General features: G+C 60.6%; 18 protein-coding genes and 5 tRNA genes. 18 read left to right on the top strand and 5 right to left on the bottom strand.

Annotation, left to right across the window (positions count from 1 at the left end; all coding sequences use genetic code 11):
- Together def and ACIOU9_RS03255 are read right to left on the bottom strand one after the other, a co-directional pair.
- Positions 1 to 564 carry a peptide deformylase gene (def, locus tag ACIOU9_RS03260; RefSeq protein WP_332486710.1) on the bottom strand — a complete coding sequence of 188 codons (564 nt, stop codon included), beginning with the start codon at positions 562 to 564 and terminating at the stop codon, positions 1 to 3.
- Between the two features lie 93 nt (positions 565 to 657).
- Positions 658 to 1500 (bottom strand): PD-(D/E)XK nuclease family protein, encoded by an 843-nt coding sequence (locus ACIOU9_RS03255; RefSeq protein WP_332486708.1) that lies wholly within the window; start codon positions 1498 to 1500, stop codon positions 658 to 660.
- Positions 1501 to 1692: 192 nt separating this feature from the next.
- Between ACIOU9_RS03255 and ACIOU9_RS03250 the strand changes: the two genes are divergently transcribed.
- The 7 genes from ACIOU9_RS03250 to ACIOU9_RS03220 all read left to right on the top strand — a co-directional run bounded on the left by ACIOU9_RS03250 (position 1693) and on the right by ACIOU9_RS03220 (position 3985).
- Positions 1693 to 1765: transfer RNA gene (locus tag ACIOU9_RS03250), tRNA-Gly, on the top strand.
- A 54-nt stretch (positions 1766 to 1819) separates the two neighbouring features.
- Positions 1820 to 1890, top strand: a tRNA-Cys gene (locus ACIOU9_RS03245).
- 27 nt (positions 1891 to 1917) lie between these two features.
- A tRNA-Val gene (locus tag ACIOU9_RS03240) sits at positions 1918 to 1989 on the top strand.
- 45 nt (positions 1990 to 2034) lie between these two features.
- Positions 2035 to 2110: transfer RNA gene (locus tag ACIOU9_RS03235), tRNA-Gly, on the top strand.
- Between the two features lie 19 nt (positions 2111 to 2129).
- Positions 2130 to 2205: transfer RNA gene (locus ACIOU9_RS03230), tRNA-Gly, on the top strand.
- Between the two features lie 237 nt (positions 2206 to 2442).
- Positions 2443 to 2652 (top strand): antitoxin, encoded by a 210-nt coding sequence (locus tag ACIOU9_RS03225; RefSeq protein WP_133834248.1) that lies wholly within the window; start codon positions 2443 to 2445, stop codon positions 2650 to 2652.
- Positions 2653 to 2797: 145 nt separating this feature from the next.
- Complete coding sequence (locus tag ACIOU9_RS03220; protein ID WP_332728042.1) at positions 2798 to 3985, top strand: benzoate/H(+) symporter BenE family transporter; 1188 nt, start codon at positions 2798 to 2800, stop codon at positions 3983 to 3985.
- Between the two features lie 24 nt (positions 3986 to 4009).
- On the opposite strand, the gene zapE is transcribed toward ACIOU9_RS03220, so the two are convergent.
- The gene (gene zapE, locus ACIOU9_RS03215) at positions 4010 to 5050 is read right to left on the bottom strand and encodes a cell division protein ZapE (protein ID WP_332486064.1); all 1041 of its coding nucleotides are present in this window, start codon (positions 5048 to 5050) and stop codon (positions 4010 to 4012) included.
- A 214-nt stretch (positions 5051 to 5264) separates the two neighbouring features.
- Between zapE and ACIOU9_RS03210 the strand changes: the two genes are divergently transcribed.
- The 3 genes from ACIOU9_RS03210 to ybaK are packed head-to-tail and all read left to right on the top strand — an operon-like array spanning position 5265 to position 7177.
- Positions 5265 to 6179 carry a sulfurtransferase gene (locus tag ACIOU9_RS03210; protein WP_332486062.1) on the top strand — a complete coding sequence of 305 codons (915 nt, stop codon included), beginning with the start codon at positions 5265 to 5267 and terminating at the stop codon, positions 6177 to 6179.
- Positions 6176 to 6616, top strand: a complete 441-nt coding sequence (locus ACIOU9_RS03205; protein WP_402696013.1) for a SufE family protein — start codon at positions 6176 to 6178, stop codon at positions 6614 to 6616. Before ACIOU9_RS03210 ends, ACIOU9_RS03205 begins: the two co-directional genes overlap by 4 nt.
- A gap of 57 nt (positions 6617 to 6673) precedes the next feature.
- The gene (ybaK, locus tag ACIOU9_RS03200; RefSeq protein WP_332486060.1) at positions 6674 to 7177 is read left to right on the top strand and encodes a Cys-tRNA(Pro) deacylase; all 504 of its coding nucleotides are present in this window, start codon (positions 6674 to 6676) and stop codon (positions 7175 to 7177) included.
- Between the two features lie 85 nt (positions 7178 to 7262).
- On the opposite strand, the gene ACIOU9_RS03195 is transcribed toward ybaK, so the two are convergent.
- The gene (locus ACIOU9_RS03195) at positions 7263 to 8486 is read right to left on the bottom strand and encodes an alpha/beta fold hydrolase (RefSeq protein ID WP_332503005.1); all 1224 of its coding nucleotides are present in this window, start codon (positions 8484 to 8486) and stop codon (positions 7263 to 7265) included.
- 62 nt (positions 8487 to 8548) lie between these two features.
- Here ACIOU9_RS03195 and msrB point away from each other — a divergent pair, with 62 nt between their 5' ends.
- From msrB to ACIOU9_RS03155, 8 genes are all read left to right on the top strand, one after another.
- Positions 8549 to 8992: a peptide-methionine (R)-S-oxide reductase MsrB gene (gene msrB, locus ACIOU9_RS03190; RefSeq protein WP_402696010.1), complete on the top strand. Its 444-nt coding sequence runs from the start codon at positions 8549 to 8551 to the stop codon at positions 8990 to 8992.
- A gap of 149 nt (positions 8993 to 9141) precedes the next feature.
- Positions 9142 to 10527 (top strand): DUF6421 family protein, encoded by a 1386-nt coding sequence (locus ACIOU9_RS03185; RefSeq protein WP_332486054.1) that lies wholly within the window; start codon positions 9142 to 9144, stop codon positions 10525 to 10527.
- A 22-nt stretch (positions 10528 to 10549) separates the two neighbouring features.
- Positions 10550 to 11254 carry an SDR family oxidoreductase gene (locus ACIOU9_RS03180; RefSeq protein ID WP_332486052.1) on the top strand — a complete coding sequence of 235 codons (705 nt, stop codon included), beginning with the start codon at positions 10550 to 10552 and terminating at the stop codon, positions 11252 to 11254.
- A gap of 82 nt (positions 11255 to 11336) precedes the next feature.
- Entirely contained in the window at positions 11337 to 12398 is a 1062-nt protein-coding gene (locus tag ACIOU9_RS03175) for a low specificity L-threonine aldolase (protein ID WP_332503008.1), read from the top strand.
- A 61-nt stretch (positions 12399 to 12459) separates the two neighbouring features.
- Complete coding sequence (locus ACIOU9_RS03170; protein ID WP_105656736.1) at positions 12460 to 13098, top strand: DUF3000 domain-containing protein; 639 nt, start codon at positions 12460 to 12462, stop codon at positions 13096 to 13098.
- A gap of 46 nt (positions 13099 to 13144) precedes the next feature.
- Positions 13145 to 14395 carry an HRDC domain-containing protein gene (locus ACIOU9_RS03165; RefSeq protein WP_332486048.1) on the top strand — a complete coding sequence of 417 codons (1251 nt, stop codon included), beginning with the start codon at positions 13145 to 13147 and terminating at the stop codon, positions 14393 to 14395.
- A 158-nt stretch (positions 14396 to 14553) separates the two neighbouring features.
- The gene (locus ACIOU9_RS03160) at positions 14554 to 15804 is read left to right on the top strand and encodes a thiolase family protein (protein ID WP_388022393.1); all 1251 of its coding nucleotides are present in this window, start codon (positions 14554 to 14556) and stop codon (positions 15802 to 15804) included.
- A gap of 10 nt (positions 15805 to 15814) precedes the next feature.
- Complete coding sequence (locus ACIOU9_RS03155; protein ID WP_402696007.1) at positions 15815 to 17938, top strand: 3-hydroxyacyl-CoA dehydrogenase NAD-binding domain-containing protein; 2124 nt, start codon at positions 15815 to 15817, stop codon at positions 17936 to 17938.
- A gap of 110 nt (positions 17939 to 18048) precedes the next feature.
- Here ACIOU9_RS03155 and ACIOU9_RS03150 read toward each other — a convergent pair whose 3' ends face one another.
- A complete protein-coding gene (locus tag ACIOU9_RS03150) occupies positions 18049 to 19248 on the bottom strand; it encodes an IS30 family transposase (protein ID WP_402696315.1) in 1200 nt (399 codons plus the stop codon).
- Between the last annotated feature and the right edge of the window lie 406 nt (positions 19249 to 19654).

The following is a 19654-nucleotide window of genomic DNA, read 5'->3' as shown; positions in this document are numbered from 1 at the left end:
TTAGAACCCCAATCCTGCGCCAAAGCTGGAGCCCAGGGCTCCGGAACGTTTCTTTACGGTGGCGTTAGCGGTCTGCGAGTAGTTGTTGGCCCGCAAGGTGCGCCACGCCGCTTTCTTTTCTTCTGGTGCCAGCCGGTCCAGGAACAAGATGCCGTCCAGGTGATCGGTTTCGTGCTGGAAGCAGCGGGCGAGCATGTCGGCGCCTTCGAGTTCTACCGGGTTGCCGAACTTATCGAAGCCGGTGGCCCTGGCATAGCGCCGGCGCCGAACTGGTGCTGCAATGCCCGGGATGGACAGGCAGCCCTCCACCTGGTCTTCCTGGTAATCCTCGCTGAGCTCCAGCACCGGATTCACGATATGTCCGCGTTTTTCGCCAATTTGGTAGGTGAAGACGCGCAGGGAAACACCGACCTGCGGTGCGGCAAGTCCTGCACCGGTGACGTTTTCCATCGTCTGGTCCATGTCTTCGACGAGCTTCTGGAGCTCCGGGCCAAAGTCGGTCACCTCCTGCGCTGGGGTGCGTAGAACGGGGTCTCCGATGATCCGAATTCCCAAAATCGCCATAATCCGCTGGTACCTTCCCTGCCGTGGACATTGGTATTAGGTTTCGCAATGCCGAAAGCTAACCGTTCCAGTCTACGCGGTGGGCGTGCGACTTTATTGAGCTGGCGGCGTGATTTCGGCCAGTGAGGCACGCGACTGCGCGATCCTGAATGAGGCTTCCCAATTCCGGCGCAAGGCATAGAACTTGGACCAGTAGTCGGGCAAAGCTGGAGGCGGGGCCATGAAGGTGCGCGCCCCGGTCTCGCCCAGGGCTACGGCGAGCAGCATGGCATCGGTCCCGTGCTCCCACTCTTCCCACGTGCCTTGTTCGGCATCGACGACTTGCTCTTCGGCTTTGCATGCGGCCGCGAGCTGCATGATCACCTTGTCGTCAGGACGCTTGACGAAGCCGTCGCGGTCGGTGTTTTTGGTCTTGTAGTCAACGAGACAGGTTCGACCGCCGATCTTGGCGACCAGGTCGATGGTGCCGGCGTAGCCGACGCTGTGATTCCAAACCGTCACCTCGGCGGCAAGGGGCCGGACATCGTAGTCTTCCCACCATTGGTCGAAGTGGCGTGCGAAGCCCAGCTCCATATTCGCTTCGAGCGCGGCTTGGGCTGAGCCTAGGTCATGTTCCAGATCCAGCGCTTGCAGGGCGCGCTGCTCCGCGTAGTTATGCACCCGGTCCCCGCGCATGGCCGCGGAATCCCGATAAGCTTCGGCCGCACCGGCTGCATCTCGCACGAGTGAGCGCAATTGGCGCGGGTCCCCCACCGCTTGCACCAGCCGATGATCATCGGAAAGCGACTTGGCCGCCATGTACCCGGCCCAGCCGGAGAGGTCGAGCTTGTCCATGCCAATGACTGTGGTGATGGATGGGACAATCGCTTCCCCGCCGACTTTTCGGCTGTACATGCGGCCCAGGTCTGTTTGAATAGCCAGTTTTGGTGACGTCATGCACACGATCATGGCATGCGCTCGGCTTGCTTCGCTCCTAGTCGAGACGGAAAAATCAATTTTCCGCGTAGTTCCGCGGTTTTTAGGCCATGTGAACCAGATCTCAGCGTCTCGATTTGTGGGGATGCGAAAACTCGTATAGAGTTTTTACTCGTTGGAGCGAACGGAAACGTTCACAAAACAACACATTTTGCGGACATAGCTCAGCTGGTAGAGCGCAACCTTGCCAAGGTTGAGGTCGCGAGTTCGAACCTCGTTGTCCGCTCGCAAAAAGATTCACCGACTAGGTAAAACTAGTCACTCTGACTTCGGTCAGTATGGTGGGGTGGCCGAGAGGCGAGGCAGCGGCCTGCAAAGCCGTATACGCGGGTTCGAATCCCGTCCCCACCTCGCAATGAAGATTGCTTGATCTTTTTTGCGCGATTGGCGCAGCGGTAGCGCGCTTCCCTGACACGGAAGAGGTCACTGGTTCGATCCCAGTATCGCGCACGGAATCATGGTTCACCAGACCATGGATCTAATAACTAAATATATGCGGTCATAGCTCAGCTGGTAGAGCGCAACCTTGCCAAGGTTGAGGTCGCGAGTTCGAACCTCGTTGACCGCTCCAAATAATTGAATATAGTTTTGCGGTCATAGCTCAGCTGGTAGAGCGCAACCTTGCCAAGGTTGAGGTCGCGAGTTCGAACCTCGTTGACCGCTCCAAATAAAGATGGGAATCACTTTTCGTGATTCCCATCTTTGCTTTAACCATCGTTCCAGGCGGCCACCACTTCCCTGACTAGTAAATAGCTAACCTGTGTGCAATCTGACAGCCACCAGCAAAACACCTAGGCAACTGGGGAAATGTCCCTAATGCACTTCCATGCGTTGGCCTGAGCCTTTAGGGTGGGTAGTAGTTGTGGAGCTACAGGGGTTCCCACAGACGAATGGAGGTGCAGCATGGCAGGATTTGATGATCTGCGTGGCAAGGCAGAGGAATTCGCCAAGGAGAACCCGGAGCAGGTATCCCAGGGTATCGAACAGGCTGGTGATTTTGTCGATGACAAGACCGGCGGCAAGTTCGCCGAGCAGGTAGACGGTGTCCAGCAGGGCGCTGGCGACTACCTCAATGGCCTTGGCGGAGGCGAAGGCGAGAATAACGAGGCCTAATTCCTCGACGCACTCCCCTCGGCTTGCCCGAGCATCCTGGGAAGGTACCGACCGAGGTCGGTACCTTCCCTGCTTTAACGTCATATCAGGGGAATTAATTCATGCCGATTTTCGGCCAACCGGCGCCACCCTGTAGAAAAAGAGTATGACTCGTCACACGCCCCCAGATGGAGCTGGCCTTTTCCATTCCGTGCTTGCGGGATTGATCACCACCATGGTGGGGTTTGTAGCATCCTTCGCCGTCGTACTGGCCGGATTATTCCAGGTCGGAGCTTCTAGCGAACAGGCCGCCTCAGGCTTATTCGTCCTGTCCCTCTGCATAGGCCTGAGCACCATTGCGCTTTCGCTGCGATACCGCCAGCCGATCAGCATTGCATGGTCCACTCCCGGTGCCGCGATGCTCGCCTCACTGGCTCCCGGAGTGTTCGGGTTCAATCAGGCAGTGGGGGCATTCATCGTCAGCGGCGCACTGATCATGTTGACCGGTCTGGTACCGTCCTTGCACCGGCTGCTCACTCGTATTCCGGTCCCAATTGCCCAAGGCATGCTCGCCGGTGTCTTGATCCCGCTGTGCCTGAAACCATTTACAGCCGTGGCCAGCATCCCGTTGCCCGCGTTGGGTATCCTCCTGGTGTTCTTCGTCGGGCTCAGGATCCTTCCGAAATTCGCTGTAGCGCTGAGCATGCTGGCGGCGGTGGGGTTCGGCCTATGGCATATTGGACGCACCGCGACGTGGGATTCACTCGAAGTTCTTCCGCAGCTGCAGTGGGTCGGTCTTGAATTCTCCTGGCAGGCCATTGCCAGCATCAGCGTTCCGTTGTTCGTGGTGACGATGGCATCGCAGAATATTCCGGGCGTGGCCGTGCTCAGCTCCTTCGGGTACACAGCGCCGTGGCGCCCCACCATGCTGGCGACCGGAGTGGGGTCGGCTAGCGGCGCGTTCTTCGGCGGGCATGCCATCAACCTGGCGGCAATCACCGCGGCGCTGGCTGCCGGAGAGCAGGCCGGCCCGGACCCCCGGCTGCGTTGGCGGGCGGCGGCGAGTTCAGGCGTCTTCTACTTGGTCTTCGGTGCCTTGAGCGCGCTGATCGTATCGGTGGCCAGCGCCTCGCCCGAGGGGCTGTTCCAGGCGGCGGCGGGCTTGGCGTTGCTGGCAACACTCGCCAATGCGCTGCTCGGAGCGATGGCCGATTCCTCCTGGCGGTTGAGCGCATTGGCCACGGTCCTGGTCGCTGCCGGCAATCTCACGCTCTTCGGGATCGGCGGTGCCTTCTGGGCCTTGGTGGCAGGGCTCTTAACGCACTTCATCGTCGAGCGCAGGGCTCGACGATGAAGTGGCGGGACCGGTGTTTCCGGCTTAGAGCGCTGGTTCTCCAACTTGGCCTTCACGAGCCAAAGCGGTCAGGCGCGAGACGGCGCGGAAGTACTTTTTCTGGTAGCCGCCGGACATCATTTCCGGGGTGAACAGTTCGCTGAATGGCTTGCCTGAGGCAACGATTGGCACGTCCTTGTCGTACAGGCGGTCAGCAAGAACCACGAAACGCAGGGCGATGGCCTGATCGGTGATGGTATCCACATTGTGCAGAACCAGCACATCAGTCTCGGAAAGCAACTGGCGGTAACGCGACGGGTGAACCTTCGAAAGGTGAGCCACCAGATCGTCGAAGTTGTCATCGGCCAAGGTCTTGTCCGGGTAGCGATCCAGGGCGAATGCCTTGATGCTCTCATCTTCCAAGGGCTCGGGGGCATCGGGCAGGCCACGGTGGCGGAAGTCTTCGCCTTCGACGCGGTGCACGTCGAACTGCTCTGACAGGGTCTTGATTTCACGCTGGAAATCCACTGCCGCGAAGCGCCCCTCGCCCAGCGCACCAGGCAGGGTGTTGGAGGTTGCCGCCAGCTTCACGCCACCATCGGACAGCTCGCGCATCAACCGGGACATCAGCACGGTGTCCCCCGGATCATCCAGTTCGAACTCGTCGATGCAGACCAGCGAGTATTGGCTGAGCACTTCAACGGTCTGGCGGAAGGACAGCGCGCCAACCAGGTTGGTGTACTCAACGAAGGTGCCGAAGGCCTTGCGGCCCGGGGCTGCATGCCACAGGGAGGCGAGCAGGTGGGTCTTGCCTACGCCGAAGCCGCCATCGAGGTAGATGCCGTTCTTGGTTTCCTTCTTCTTGCCGAAAAGCTTGGAGAAGAACGAACCGGAGCTGTTCTTGCCCACGGTTTCTGCGAAAGCCTTGAGCTTATTGACGGCTTCGGTCTGCGAAGGCTGGTTAGGATCCGGGCGATAGGTATTGAAGGACACTTCACCAAAGCGGTAGGACGGGTGGAATCCGGCCAGCAGTTCTTCGATTGAAAGATTCGGCTTGGTCTCGCTCAGGTGGGTGATCGTCGCCATTGGCTGTGGGAGTCCTTCAGTTGATTGCTCAGGAAATGGTCGGGAAGCCGTGGCTTTCCCATCGGCCAGTTTACCTTGAACGCGGCGAATCATTGCCGAAAATGTCGTAGAGCACACTGGGTTCGCAATGGATGAGGACTAGGCTAGAAGTAATGCCCGTGCCCGCTGTTTCCAGCGTGGCAAAAACTGACACCCGCAAGGATCGTGATTAGGAATGTCGTTGCCCGTCGAATCCAACGAGAAATATGCTGCCTATGCTCACCCAGAACGACTGGTTTCCACCCAGTGGGTGGCAGACAACCTCGGAGCCGAGAATCTCGTAGTACTGGAATCGGATGAGGACATCTTGCTGTATTCCACTGGCCACGTGCCAGGCGCGCTGAAGATTGACTGGCACACGGAGCTGAATGACGAAGTCACGCGCGACTACGTCGACGGCGAAGGCTTCGCACAGCTGATGGCCGCCAAGGGCATCACCCGCGAGTCGACCGTGGTCATCTACGGGGACAAGTCCAACTGGTGGGCCGCCTACGCGCTGTGGGTCTTCACACTTTTCGGCCACGAAGATGTCCGCCTGATGGACGGCGGCCGCGACAAGTGGATCGCTGAAGGCCGCGAGCTGAGCACCGAGAAGCCGGCCGTGACCGCCACCGAATACCCGGTGGTCGAGCGCGTCGACTCCGAGATCCGCGCTTTCCTTCCGGAGGTCCTGAAGCACCTGGGCAACCCGCTGATCGACGTGCGTTCGGCCGAGGAATACACCGGCGAACGTACCCACATGCCGAATTACCCGGAAGAAGGCGCCCTGCGCGGCGGGCACATTCCAACCGCCGCATCGGTGCCATGGGCCAAGGCTGCGGCCGAGGACGGCACCTTCCGCTCGCGCGGAGAATTGGAAGCTATCTACCTCGACGGCGCCGGCCTGAAGCCGGGCGACGATGTGGTGGCCTACTGCCGCATCGGTGAACGTTCGAGCCATACCTGGTTCGTGCTCAAGCACCTGCTGGGCTTCGAAACCGTGCGCAACTACGACGGTTCATGGACCGAGTGGGGCAACGCGGTTGGCGTGCCCATCGTTCGCGGCGAAGCCGCCGGCGAGATGCCTGCGCAGCGCGGAGCCCGCGCATGAGCCAGCTCCCCGATGCACTGAACGAAATCGTCGAGGAGTTCACCGAGGTGCCCGAGGCCGACCGCTTGGAACTGCTGCTGGAGTACTCGCGCGAGCTGCCCGAGCTTCCAGCACGCCTGGCTGATCATCCTGAACTATTCGAGCAGGTTGTCGAATGCCAGTCGCCGCTGTTCTTGGCCGTCGAGGTCTCGGCCGAAGCGAATAACCTGGTGGGACTGTTCTTCTCCGCTCCCCCGGAGGCTCCAACCACCCGCGGCTTCGCCTCGGTGCTGGCTGCCGGCCTGGACGGCGCGGAGGCCGCAGCGATTCTCGCCGTTCCCGATGACATGCCCCAGCAGCTGGGTCTGACCCGTGCGCTGTCGCCGTTGCGCATGCGCGGCATGACCGCCATGCTCGGCCGCATTAAGCGCCAGATTTCAGAGCAGCTGCCTGTGTAGGTTTTGCATCGAACGCAGCTAGAAGCCAATAAGCAGTAGTTAAGGATCCCCAAGCACGTGGGCAAGAAGAAGCAGGCCGCCTCCACCCCGGCGACCGCCGCGCTGGATGCGGCAGGTATCAACTATGTAGCGCACAGCTATGCGCATAGCGACTTGGCCGAAAGCTACGGCGCCGAAGCAGCCGAGCAATTGGGTGCCAGTGGCGACCGGGTCTTCAAGACCCTGATGGTCTCCACCGGGGCCAACGCCGCCCAGGATCTGGCCGTCGCAGTGGTGCCAGTGAATGCGAAGCTGGATCTGAAGGCGATTGGCACCGCGTTGGGCAAGAAGAAGGCGCAGATGGCTGACAAGGCTGCCGCCCAGCGACGCAGCGGCTATGTCCTGGGCGGGATTTCCCCGTTCGGGCAGCGCCAGAAAACCGCTACCGTCATTGACTCCAGTGCGCAGCAGTTCGAGACGGTATTCATTTCTGGCGGGCGCCGCGGTTTCAGCCTGGAGATCGCTCCGCGAGATGCCGCGAAGGCGACCGGAGCCATTTGGGCGCCAATCGCCTCCGGCTAGACAGCGCTTGGCCAAAAAAGGGCCCTGCCTGCGGGATCGAGATCTGTTGATCGTTCTCGCGGGCAGGGCCCTTTGCCGCCTTGGGCTATTGGACTTGAGGCAGCGGCATGCGCTTGCTCAAGAAGTCGGTGATCGCCCGGGCAAAACCCTGTGGATCCACATTCGGCTCACGCGTGTGCCCTGCCTTGGCAAAGGTCTTGAGCGTGACCAAATCCGGGCGCAGCGCCGCCAGTTTCAAGCTCGGGCCATTAGGGACGAACTCGTCATCACGGCTGTGCATTATCAGCGTCGGGAATTTCAATTCGTCCGCGCGGTCCACCCAATTCAACCGGCGCAGATTGACCGGGGCCGCTTGGCCGGTGACCCAGCGCCCTGCCTTATTGGACAGCAGCCACTGGCCGAACAGGCCCACCGATTGCGGGATCTTATTGGCCCGGGCCTGGTGCGAAAGCACATCTACCCAATTGATTACCGGGCCGACCAGCATGAGCGAGTCAATATGGTGGGCCAGCTTGCTCCGATCGGCGGTCTGCAGGCTGATGGCACCTCCCATGGACCAGCCCAGCAAGATGATCTGTTTCGCTCCGCGGTCCAGTGCGAATTGGATACCCGATTCCACGTCATGCCATTCGGTATCGCCCAGACCGTAGCGGCCATCCGGGGCGCTCGGAGCCAAACCGTCATTGCGGTAGCTCATCAGCAAGGTCGTAACCCCGAGTTCGCTCAAGGCAGGCAGCGCCCGAATGGTCTCATTACGTCGGGCGCCTCGGCCGTGCACGCCAATCACCCAGACATCTTCGTTCGTGGAGCCACGCACCAGCCAGGCTGGACCGTCGCCGCCATCCAGGGGCACGACTACGTCTTCTGCGTCAAAGCCCAGGTCCGCGGGGTGCTCGTAAATTGCCCCGGATAGGTTGCCGCGGCGTACTCCCTGGAGGGTGCCGTGATAGATCTTCTCGATTTTGCGCGCAACCAGGCGGGATTTGCCCGGAACGGCTTCCGGCGCGGAAAGCCGCAGCGCGCAGGAGTCGAATTCGGTGAGGAAGCTGCACGGACCAGGTTCGCTGGTATCGGCGTCCTTGTTGAAATGCAACCAGAGTTTGCCCTCGGCATCGGTGACGACCTCCCGGATGATGCTGTTGCCGGTGCGGCGTTCTTCCGGGGTCACTACACGTCGGGCGAAGTAACCGGCGAGCGCTGATACGCTGGCGGCCACAAGGGAACCGGCGCCCAGTCCCAGCCCAACCCCAATCAGGGTTGCAGGCACTGCGCTGCGGGGTTGCATGGTATCTACGATGTTCCGAGCCATGTTTTCATCTTTCCATGACCTGGCCCGGGAATCATCTAGCCTGCTCAAGCGTTTTATATTGCATGAATGATGAATCGGTAAACCAATCAGCACAGCCAGCAGACGAAGCAGCCGCGCGCAGCGATGTGCAGTGGCAGCAGATCCTCTCTTCCGAGGAATTCCGCGTATTGCGCCAATCAGGGACCGAGCGTCCATTTACCGGCGAATACTGGGATACCACTACCGAGGGCGTGTACTCCTGCCGAGCCTGCGGTTCGGAACTGTTCGCCAGCACTACGAAGTTCGATGCCGGTTGCGGCTGGCCTTCCTTCTTCGCGCCGTTGGCCGAAGATCGGGTGCGCTATATCAGCGACGAGTCCATGGGCATGAAGCGTGTTGAGGTGCGTTGCGCCAATTGCGATTCGCATATGGGCCACGTTTTCGAGGGTGAAGGTTTCCAAACCCCAACCGATCTGCGTTACTGCATGAACTCTTTGAGCTTGACCCTGCGTCCTGCTCAGGGCTAATGCCTTTGTCGGTGGCAAGGCATGGATCACACTTAGAGCAAGAGTTGCTTATTCACTGATGACTTAGCATCACCTTTTCTGTTGTTTGAGCGTAGCGTTCAAGGTAAGCACTTGAGCGCTGCCCCAAACATGAAAAGAAGGTGTATGAAATGACTCAGATTTCCTCCAAGCCAGTACCGGCCACCGACGCAGAAGTACTGCAGATCGCAAACTCGGAAGCTTGGCTGACGCTGAAGTCTGCCGCCACCGAGTTCCAGGGCCTCCAGGCACAGGACGGTTCCTTGGCCGACAGCGCATCTGCACCACAGGCTGCCAAGCTTGTTGATTCCATCATCGAGTCGGTGCAGTCCTTGCGCGTGCACTTCGAGCACGACGCAGAGTATCTTGAGCAGCTGGTCACGGACCTGCGCCAGTGGGCAGATGCAGGCTTCGGCGTTCCCGACTTCCTCGATTCGCTGATGCAGTTCCAGCCCCAGGCCCAGCGCATTGACGGCCTGCTGCATCTGGTGCTTTTCCCGATGTACACCCAAAACGGTTCAACCAACCGCCACCTCGAAGCCGTGCTGGTGCAGGTCATGTGGCCTGAGTTCATTGCCGACCTGGAGAGCAAGGACTACGCCAACGCCCTGTTCGTGCCGCTGCGCTTCATCGACTTCACCGAAGGCTACAACACCAATTCCGCGGTGCTCTTCCCGGAGTCGGTCGCCATTCGGCAGACTCCGTCATTCACTTGGGGCGCGATCTTCCAGGATCGTGAGGCTGTACGCTTCCGCAAGGTCCTGCAGGAAGCTACACGCATCACCAACCTCGAACTGCCCGATGACGCCGCAGAGCTGCTCAAGGACCAGCACCTGACCGAAGAAACCTTCATCATGTGGGACCTGATTCACGACCGCACCCACATGCGTGGCGATCTGCCATTCGACCCGTTCATGATCAAGCAGCGCATGCCGTTCTTCCTTTACTCGCTCGAAGAACTGCGTTGCGATTTGACCGCGTTCCGCGAATGCATGAAGATCGCCGCCAACCCGGCTTCGGATCAGAAGAGCGCCAAGATGGCCAAGCTGGTGCAATACGCGGTGATCTTCGACCGCATCTTCCGCTTCGCCATCACCGGTTCGCGCGTACGCAACTACGACGGTCTCGGTGGCCAGTTGCTGTTCGCATGGATGCACCAGCACCATGTGCTGCACTGGACCGACACCAAGCTGAGCATCGATTGGGATCAGGTACCCGAGGTGGTTGCAGCCTTGGGGGATGCGATCGACGAACTGTATTGGAAGTCCATCGACCGTCCGAAGCTGGCCCACTGGCTTGCTGCCTACGAACTGGTTTCGGCCACCGTCACCCCGAACCCCGCGTCGGTCTGGGCCAAGGGTCCGGATGCCCTGCCGCTGACCGCACCACTACGTGAAATCACCGACCAGGTCATGGACGATGAATTCCCGCTGTCGATGTTCTACGAAGCTCTGAATAAGAAAATGGCCACCGTCATCGAATCGACCAAGGGCATGACCGGGGCAACGAAAATCTAGCCTTTCCTCTAGGCTAGAAAATGTGAGCAAAGAAAGAATCTCCTTGAACGAGACATCCAGACTAGTGCTCCTTGCCGGTGCTACTTCCGCCTCCGGCATTGCCAGCGCCACCGCGCTGGTTGATGCCGGAGCGCGTGTGCTTGCAGTGGGAAGCAACCAAGAGCGCCTCGACGAACGCCTCCCGTTCGTTCATGCCCGCTATGAATGCGATCTGGGCGACTTCGCAGCGGTCAAGCAATTGGCGCTGCGGATTCATGAAGAGCACGGCAGCATCGATGCGCTGATCCATCTGGTAGGTGGCTGGCGTGGCGGTAAGTCGATCACCGGCCAAAGCGACGAGGACTGGGATTTCTTGCACAGCAGCGTGCTGACCACTCTGCGCAACACCTCCCGCGCCTTCGTCGATGATCTGGTCGCCTCCCCCGCAGGCCGCTTGGCGATAGTCAGTGCGGAGGCAGTGCTGAATCCGACCCCGTCCAATGCCAACTACGGTGCGGTCAAGGCCGCAGCGGAACACTGGGTCAATGCCATCGCCCGCCTGTTCGCCAAGCAGGCAGAAAATGCCGCCGCGGTGAGTTGGGTCGTCAAGGCATTGAGCGACAAGTCTCCCGAAGAAACGCCTTCCGGGCAGACCCCGGTGCAGTTTCTTGCCCAGGCCGCAGTGGCTTTGCTTGGCCAGGATGCCCGCGAGCTCAATGGCACCCGGGTTGCATTGCCCAAGGCCTGATTACTGGCCGCTGCACACCTCTGGGCGCTGCACTGGCATAGCTTTCGACTTCACCCCTTGAACTACTAAGGACCTCCACAGCATGACTTTTACCCACGACGCTTCGATTCGCGGATTCGCTTCGGATAACTATTCTGGCGTGCACCCGCGCATCATGGATGCGATTGCCCGCGCCAACGGCGGCCACCAGATCTCCTACGGTGAGGACCAGTACACCGAGGAACTAGGCAACGTCGCCCGCAATGCCTTTGGCCCGGAAGCCCAGATCTTCCCGGTTTTCAACGGCACCGGCGCCAATGTCATCGCCTTGCAGTCCTTGCTTCCACGCTGGGGCGCTGTCATCTGCGCATCTTCTGCACATATCAATGTGGATGAGAACGGTGCGCCGGAGCGTATCGGCGGCTTCAAGCTGCTGCAGGTTGACACTCCCGACGGCAAACTGACTCCAGAGCTGATCGACCAGGAAGCATGGGGCTGGGGCGACGAGCACCGCGCGCAGCCGCTGGCCGTGTCGATCACCCAGGCCACCGAGCTGGGCACCCTGTACACCCCTGGGGAAATCAAGGCCATCACCGACCACGCGCACGAGCTGGGCATGAAAGTGCATCTGGATGGCTCGCGCCTGTCCAACGCCGCGGCCTCCCTGGGCGTGCCGTTGCGCGCGCTGACCACTGACGTCGGCGTGGACATTGTTTCCCTCGGCGGTACCAAGAACGGCATCCTGCTCGGTGAGGGCATTTTGACCCTGCGCAGCGAACTGGCCCAGGACCTGAAGTACCTGCGCAAGATGAACATGCAGCTGGGTTCGAAAATGCGCTTCATCTCCGCACAGCTGATCGAGCTCTACGGCACCGATCTGTGGCGCGAATTGGCAAGCCACTCCAACGCCATGGCCGCCAAGCTCTCGCAGGCAGTTGAGGAAATTGACGGAGTCCAGCTGGTCTACCCGACTCAGGCCAACGGCGTCTTCGCCCAGCTGCCTACCGAGGTCAGCGACCAGCTGCGCGAGCACTTCCGCTTCTACGACTGGGATCGCGCGGCCGGCCAAGTGCGCTGGATGTGCTCGTTCGACACCACCGAGGAAGATGTTGCAGCGTTCATTGCCAAGCTGCACGAGCTGCTTGGCGCCTACGCCGCCGCTTAGCATGAACCCGCGGTCGGCGCGCCGTACCCATGCTCGGGTACGGCGCGCTTAGACTCAAATTGTGACCAATGATCGCCCTGCTTCCGCCATTCCGAAGGCCTTTGCCACGGCCCTTGAAGAGTTGTCGCATGCCAAGGTGCGCAAGGAACTGAAATTCACCGAAATTCCGGCCCCTGGCAGGCTGGCGCCGTTCGCGCTGGCACTCAGTGGCGACGTGATGGATGTGGTTGCTCCCGGACACGGCCCCCAGGGCCAGGAGATTGGCCGCACCCCGTTCCTCCAACCAGCCGAGCAGCTGGCCACCGGACGCTTCATCCTCCTCTTCGACCCCGCAGGCCAAGAACTGTGGAATGGCCAGTTCCGCATCGTCACCTACATTCGGGCCCGTCTGGATCATGAAATGGGCCAGGATTCCATGCTGGCTTCCGTCGCGTGGTCATGGCTCGAAGAAGCCCTGCGCGATCGCGACGCCGCATACCATTCCGCTGGCGGTACTGCGACTCGGGTAATTTCCGAATCCTTCGGCAATCTCGCCGGGGAACAAGACCATATCGATATCGAGCTGCGTGCTTCCTGGTCCCCGGACTCTGACCATCTGGGAACGCATCTGAGCGCGTGGGCCGATATGGTTTGCACTTTCGCCGGCCTGCCTCCCCTGCCCGAAGGCGTGCAGCAGCTGCCTCATCGCCGCCTGAGCTAGCGATTATCAATGCGATGGAGCCGAATAGTCCTAGAATGGAAGCACCATGCCGAATTCTGACTCTTCCGCTCCCGCATCATCCACCACTGCCAACGAGGCCGCCGCACCCGTTCTGACGCCACTAAGTGCGCCGCGCGACGGGATCCCCGAAGTCATCGACACCGCACCTGCCTTGCGCCGTGCAGTGCGCGCACTGGAAGCCGGCACCGGCGATCTGGCCGTGGATACCGAAAGAGCCAGCGGGTTCCGCTACGGCCAGCGCGCCTTCTTGCTGCAGATTCGCCGAGAAGGTGCGGGTACTTGGCTGATCGACCCGGAAACCCTGGACGATCTGTCCCCGTTGCGCGAGTTCGTCAACGAGCAGCCCTGGATCCTGCATGCGGCCACCCAGGATTTGCCGTGCCTGCACGAATTGGGCATGTCCCCTACCTCGCTGTTCGATACCGAGATGGCTGGCCGTCTTGCGGGATTCCCCCGCGTCTCGCTGGGTACCATGGTGGGCGAATTGCTCGAGCTGCAGTTGGCCAAAGAACATTCGGCAGTGGACTGGTCCACCCGCCCGTTGCCTGAATCGTGGCTGAACTACGCCGCACTGGATGTGGAAGTTCTCGAAGAGCTGCGCCAGGCCATCACCGCGGTGCTGGAAGAGCAGGGCAAGCTGGATTTCGCCTTCCAGGAATTCGAGTACGAACGCAATCTGCCTGACCCTTCCCCGGCACAGGTGCCGTGGCGCAAATTGTCCGGCATCCATAAGCTCAAGAGCCGACGCAACCTGGCGGTAGCTCGCGAACTGTGGCTTTCCCGCGAAGCCCTGGCGCAGAGCCGCGACGTTGCCCCGGGTCGGCTCATTCCCGACCGCGCCATCATGGCCGCTGTGGATCAGCGCGCCACCAGCGTTCCAGCGCTCTTGCAGATCCCCGGGTTCCACACGCGCAATGCCAAACGCGATGCCGCACGCTGGGTCGACGCGATCAAGCGCGGCAATAGCACCAGGGACCTGCCCGACCTGCGCGCCCCCAAGCCGGACTTGCCGCACCCTCGTTCATGGGCCGAAAAGAACCCGGCCGCGGCGAACCGGCTGGACGCGGCCAAGCTGGTCGTCAATGAGGTGAGCGAGCACTGGAATATTCCCGGCGAGAATCTCTTGACCCCGAAGTACCTGCGTGAATTGTGCTGGAATGCGCCGGCTCGCATCAGCGAGGCAAGCGTAGCGGACATGCTGGAAAATCTCGGTGCCCGCCAGTGGCAGCGTGGACTTCTTGCGGACAAGCTGGCCATCGCGTTGAAGCAGGCCTAGGCGGTTTCCAAGAAGGATTCACCGCGGGTTCCCGGATTTGCGAGGTGCTGCACTTGCACTTCAAGTTACTACTGAGTAACGTATGGTTCAGGTCACAGTGATGCTGGCCACTGCCCGGTCTTCACGGGCAGCATGAACTAACCCCAAGGAGCCCGACGGTGAGTGCCAACGCTTCGACCGTGCGCAACAATGCGCGCCCTTCGCTCGACGACCGCGATGTCGTCTTCATCGACGGGGTACGCACCCCATTTGGCAAAGCCGGCGAGAAGGGGATCTACCACGGTACCCGCGCCGATGACCTTGCCGTCAAAGCCGTACGCGGCCTGCTGGAACGCAACCCGGAAGTTCCTGCCGAGAAGATCGACGAGATCTCCATGGCCGCAACTACGCAGTCCGGCGACCAGGGCTTGACCTTGGGCCGCACCGTGGGCCTGCTCTCCGGCATCCCCAAGTCCGTTCCGGGCTTCGCCATCGACCGCATGTGCGCCGGAGCGATGACCGCCGTCACCGCGACCGCCGGCGGCATCGCTTTCGGCGCCTACGACGTAGTGGTCGCCGGCGGCGTGGAGCACATGGGCAACCACCCCATGGGCGCCGGAGCGGACCCGAACCCGCGCTTCCTCTCCGAGCGCATCGTCGACCCGCAAGCATTGAACATGGGCAATACCGCGGAGAACCTGCACGACCGCTTCCCTGCGATCACCAAGGAACGCGCCGACCGCTATGCTGTCGCATCGCAGGCCAAGCTGGCCAAGGCCTACGAGAACCAGCAGATCCAGGCCGATCTGATCCCCGTGGCAGCCAAGCGGCCGGGCGAAGGCTGGGCCGTGAACTCGGTTGACGAGCCGCCACGGCCAGGCACCACCATGGAATCGCTGGCCGAACTGCGCACCCCCTTCCGCGCCCACGGACGCGTGACCGCAGGCAACGCAGCAGGCTTGAACGACGGAGCCACCGCCGCCCTGCTGGCCAGCGGCGAGGCAGTGCGCGAACTGGGCCTGGAACCGAAGATGCGCATGGTCTCCTTCGCCTTCGCCGGCGTGGACCCGGACGTGATGGGCTACGGGCCGGTGCCGGCCACCGAAAAGGCCCTGGCCAAGGCCGGCCTTGGCATCAACGACATCGGCCTGTTCGAAATCAACGAGGCTTTCGCCGTGCAAGTGCTGTCCTTCCTCGACTACTACGGAATCGACCAGGACGATGAGCGCGTGAACCGGTACGGCGGTGCCATCGCCGTGGGCCACCCGCTGGCCTCTTCCGGCGTGCGCCTGATGTCCCAGCTGGCCCGCCAGTTCTCCGAAGACCATTCGGTGCGCTATGGCATCACCACCATGTGCATCGGCTTGGGCATGGGCGGCACAGTGATCTGGGAGAACCCAAACCACGCGGACTTCGGCAGCAAGGCATAAGGAAGAGACAATGACTGCAATGAGCAAAGATTTCCAGGCTGTCGCGCAGCTGATGCACGATGAGACCGTCACCCACACCTTCGTGAAGGACGTGGCCTTGCCAACCGGCAAGACACTGGCACTGCTGACCCTGGATAACGGCCTGGACCACAAGAAGCCGACCACCCTCGGGCCCAATGGCCTGCTGGAACTGCGCGCCGCGCTGGAAGTCCAAGCAGAACGCGCCAAGAATGGCGAGATCGATGCCCTGGCGATCACCGGCAAGCCGTACTTCCTGATTGCCGGTGCCGACCTGTCGGCCGTCACCCGCCTGAGCGCACCGGATCAAGCAACCGCCATGGCTTCGCTGGGCCACTACACCTATGAGCTGCTTGCCGATTTGGGCGTTCCGACCTTCGCTTTCATCAACGGCCTGGCGCTCGGCGGCGGCTTGGAAATCGCGCTGGCTTGCAACTACCGCACGGTCAGCACCGCCGCGGGCGCTTTGGGCCTGCCAGAAGGTTTCCTCGGCCTGATTCCGGGTTGGGCCGGCGTATACCGCCTGCCCCGCCTAGTCGGCCCCGAGAACGCGCTGAAGGTCATGATCGAGAACCCGCTGAACAGCAACCGCACCCTCTCCGGTCCGGCAGCTGCCAAGATGGGGGTGGCCGACGCCCTGTTCGAACCAGCTGACTTCATCGAGCACTCCATTGCCTTCGCTGACGGTGTCATCTCCGGAACCACAGAGGTCAAGCGCCCCAATGCGGTCGATCCAACCGATCCCGAGGTTGCTCGCCGCTGGCTGGATGCGGCCGACGCTGCCGAAAAGTTCGTCGATGCGAAGCTGTCCGGCGCGGCCCCGGCACCGTACAAGGTGCTTGAGGTCTTCCGCAAGGGCCTGGCCATCTCGCAGCAGGAATCAGCAGTCCTTGAAGTCGAAGCGCTGACTGGCCTGATGAGCACCCCGCAGTTCCAGAACACCGTGTACGCCTTCCTGGACCTGGTCCAGAAGCGCGGCAAGCGCCCCGCCGGCGCACCGGATCCCAAGCTCGCGCGCCCCGTCACCAAAGTGGGTGTCGTTGGCGCAGGGTTGATGGCTGGCCAGCTGGCCCTGCTGTTCGCCCGCCGCCTGAACGTTCCGGTGGTTATCACCGATCTGGATCAATCGCGCGTGGACAAGGGCCTTGCCTACATCCATGGCGAGATCGACAAGCTGCGCGCCAAGGGCCGCATGAGCCAGGATGCGGTCAACCGCACCAAGGCTCTGGTTACCGGATCGGTCACCAAGAAGGCGTTCGCGGATGCCGACTTCGTCATCGAGGCCGTCTTCGAAGAGCTGAATGTGAAGAAGCAGGTTTTCGCAGAGGTTGAAGCGGTGGTCTCCCCCGAGTGCATCCTGGCCACCAACACTTCCTCGCTCTCTGTCACCGAGATGGGCCGCGACTTGTCGTATCCAGAGCGCCTGGTCGGTTTCCACTTCTTCAACCCGGTAGCCGTGATGCCACTGCTGGAAATTGCTGCTACGGAGTGGACCAACGATTCCTCGCTGTCCACTGCATTCGTGCTGGGCAAGAAGCTGAAGAAGACCACGGTGAAAACCAAGGATTCTGCCGCATTCGTGGTCAACCGCGTACTGCTTCGCCTGATGAGTGAAGTCCAGGCCGCTTTCGACGAGGGCACCGACGCGAAGACAGCTGACTCGGCACTGACCCCCATGGGCCTGCCAATGAGCCCGTTGACCTTGTTGGCGATGGTAGGTCTGCCGGTCGCGCAGCATGTCAACGAGTCGCTGAACGCCGCTTTCGGCGAACGATTTGCCGTCTCGGAGAATCTGCAGAAACTGATCGACGCGAAGATCACTGCCCTCTGGGTCAAGGATGAGGCTGGCAACCAGGTGCTGAATCCCGAGGCTGAAAAGCTGATGGCCTTCGGCGATCAGCACTCGAGCAAGGAACAGATCCTGGCTCGTGTTCAAGATGCGCTGGCCGAGGAAATCGGGCTGCTGCTGGATGAGGGCGTCGTTGCCGAAGCGGCCGACGTCGATCTGTGCATGATCACCGGTGCCGGCTGGCCAATGCACCTCGGTGGCATCACCCCGTACCTGGACCAGGTTGGCGCCTCCGAACGTGTCAACGGGAAGAAGTTCAACGGCTAGTACCTTCCAGGCCGTTCATGGTTCCGGTGCTTCTCCCTGAGTGCTGGAACCATGCGAAAAGCCGGGACCGCTTCCCGGCGGGTTCTAACGGTCGTTGCAACACCAACGGTCTAGGCTTCCGATAGTAATTCATGCATACGCTCGGCTGGAGTCTTCCAGTCGAGCGTTTTGCGTGGCCGCCCATTAAGCATCACAGCCACCTGCTCCAAATCCTCCGGACCATACATGCTCAAATCAGCACCTTTCGGAAAGAACTGACGCAACAACCCGTTAGTGTTCTCGTTCGATCCACGTTGCCAAGGACTGTGCGGATCACAGAAATACACATCCATATCCGTTGCCTCGCTAAACGACTTGTGCAACGCCATTTCAATTCCTTGATCCCAGGTCAATGAACCACGCAACGCCTCAGGCAACGACGCCATCGTCTTGATCAAGCCATCACGCACGGTCTCTGCCGTATGGTCCTCTGGCAAATGCACTAGCATCACGAACCTCGTGGCGCGTTCCACCAACGTACCAATCGCTGTTTGATTCCCTGCACCCATGATCAAGTCGCCCTCCCAATGACCTGGCACGGCACGATCTTCAACTTCGGCAGGCCGCTCACTGAAGTTGATCATCGGGTCACGGAAACGCGGACGGCGCTCGTCAACCTTCTTCTGCGGCTTACGTCGGGCCCGGCCTGAACGCAATGCTTGGGCAACTTCTCGTTTCAACCCACCGCGAGCCTGCAGATAGATCGCTTGATACACCGTTTCGTGAGTCACTCGCATCTCCAAATCCTCGGGGTGATCAGTCCTCATTCGGGAACAGATTTGTCCCGGTGACCACCTTAGACTTAAACCGTAAGTCACGTAATCACGTAACGGGCCAGGGCAAGCAAGCTTCGCTGTCTTAGACCGTGCCCGGCGTGTCACGGCCTGCCGGTGCGCTGCGTAAGGATAGTAATCATCTTGAGCAGTGCGGTTTCGTCGCAGTTCCCTGCTGATCGTGGACGGTGATCGGTGGAGCTTGATTGCGATCTGACGAATGGAATGTCCAGCGATGGTGAGCGCATAGATTTCTTCACGTTCAGTCATGGATAAGAATCGTGGATCAATCAGCTTGTCCAACGCCAGTATGCTCGGATTCGCTGTACTCTGTCGCCGGCCTGCCTCAGTGGTATAGGTAGTCATTCCACTGTTATAGTCCACCACCCGACCGTCAGGATAGATCCGTTTGTTTCCGCACTTGCGGATGCCATGGTCCCACTCTCGGCCGGTTTCCGCATGGACGCCCACCTGATTGGCGGCATCCCGAAGGCTCATACCTTCGACGCGTAGGCGTAAGAACTCCTCGCGCTTGCCCGCACGTGTTTGAGGGATTTTCAACCCCGTTTTGACCGCCCATTGATAGCAGGTGTGGATGGGGATGTTGACTTCGCGTGCTGCTTTACTGACGTTTTGGTGCTTGTCGAAAGCGTTGAAGAAAGTTTCTTTCTGTTCTTGGGTGTATCGCGTTTTGGGCTTGCCAAGTGTCGCAGACGGACCAGTTCGAGATGATGCCCAGCCGTATTTCTTAGCGAGTAGATAAGCGGTTGGCAGGGGAATACCAATGGCTTGGGCTGCGTCTTTGACGCGTTGGGTTCGGTCGAGGACTTCCTTGAATCGTCGCTTCTCGACTTCGCTTAGCCTTGCTCTTGACGCTAGTCGAGGGGTGGTAGGTACTGAAGTG

It is taken from the genome of Glutamicibacter sp. NPDC087583 (assembly GCF_044743685.1).
In the GTDB taxonomy this organism is placed as follows: Bacteria; Actinomycetota; Actinomycetes; order Actinomycetales; family Micrococcaceae; genus Glutamicibacter.
The sequence above is the reverse complement of the archived record's forward strand: the minus strand, read 5'-3'. Positions and strand labels throughout refer to the sequence as shown.

Excerpts from the sequence above, each read along its gene's own strand:
- ACIOU9_RS03225 (WP_133834248.1), top strand. The coding sequence starts at position 2,443 with ATGGCAGGATTTGATGATCTGCGTGGCAAGGCAGAGGAATTCGCCAAG.
- def (WP_332486710.1), bottom strand. The coding sequence starts at position 564 with ATGGCGATTTTGGGAATTCGGATCATCGGAGACCCCGTTCTACGCACC.
- ACIOU9_RS03255 (WP_332486708.1), bottom strand. The coding sequence starts at position 1,500 with ATGACGTCACCAAAACTGGCTATTCAAACAGACCTGGGCCGCATGTAC.
- zapE (WP_332486064.1), bottom strand. The coding sequence starts at position 5,050 with ATGGCGACGATCACCCACCTGAGCGAGACCAAGCCGAATCTTTCAATC.
- ACIOU9_RS03205 (WP_402696013.1), top strand. The coding sequence starts at position 6,176 with ATGAGCCAGCTCCCCGATGCACTGAACGAAATCGTCGAGGAGTTCACC.
- ACIOU9_RS03185 (WP_332486054.1), top strand. The coding sequence starts at position 9,142 with ATGACTCAGATTTCCTCCAAGCCAGTACCGGCCACCGACGCAGAAGTA.
- ACIOU9_RS03210 (WP_332486062.1), top strand. The coding sequence starts at position 5,265 with ATGTCGTTGCCCGTCGAATCCAACGAGAAATATGCTGCCTATGCTCAC.
- ACIOU9_RS03165 (WP_332486048.1), top strand. The coding sequence starts at position 13,145 with ATGCCGAATTCTGACTCTTCCGCTCCCGCATCATCCACCACTGCCAAC.
- ACIOU9_RS03220 (WP_332728042.1), top strand. The coding sequence starts at position 2,798 with ATGACTCGTCACACGCCCCCAGATGGAGCTGGCCTTTTCCATTCCGTG.
- ACIOU9_RS03195 (WP_332503005.1), bottom strand. The coding sequence starts at position 8,486 with ATGGCTCGGAACATCGTAGATACCATGCAACCCCGCAGCGCAGTGCCT.
- ACIOU9_RS03150 (WP_402696315.1), bottom strand. The coding sequence starts at position 19,248 with ATGAGCCTTCGGGATGCCGCCAATCAGGTGGGCGTCCATGCGGAAACC.
- ACIOU9_RS03175 (WP_332503008.1), top strand. The coding sequence starts at position 11,337 with ATGACTTTTACCCACGACGCTTCGATTCGCGGATTCGCTTCGGATAAC.
- msrB (WP_402696010.1), top strand. The coding sequence starts at position 8,549 with ATGAATGATGAATCGGTAAACCAATCAGCACAGCCAGCAGACGAAGCA.
- ACIOU9_RS03155 (WP_402696007.1), top strand. The coding sequence starts at position 15,815 with ATGACTGCAATGAGCAAAGATTTCCAGGCTGTCGCGCAGCTGATGCAC.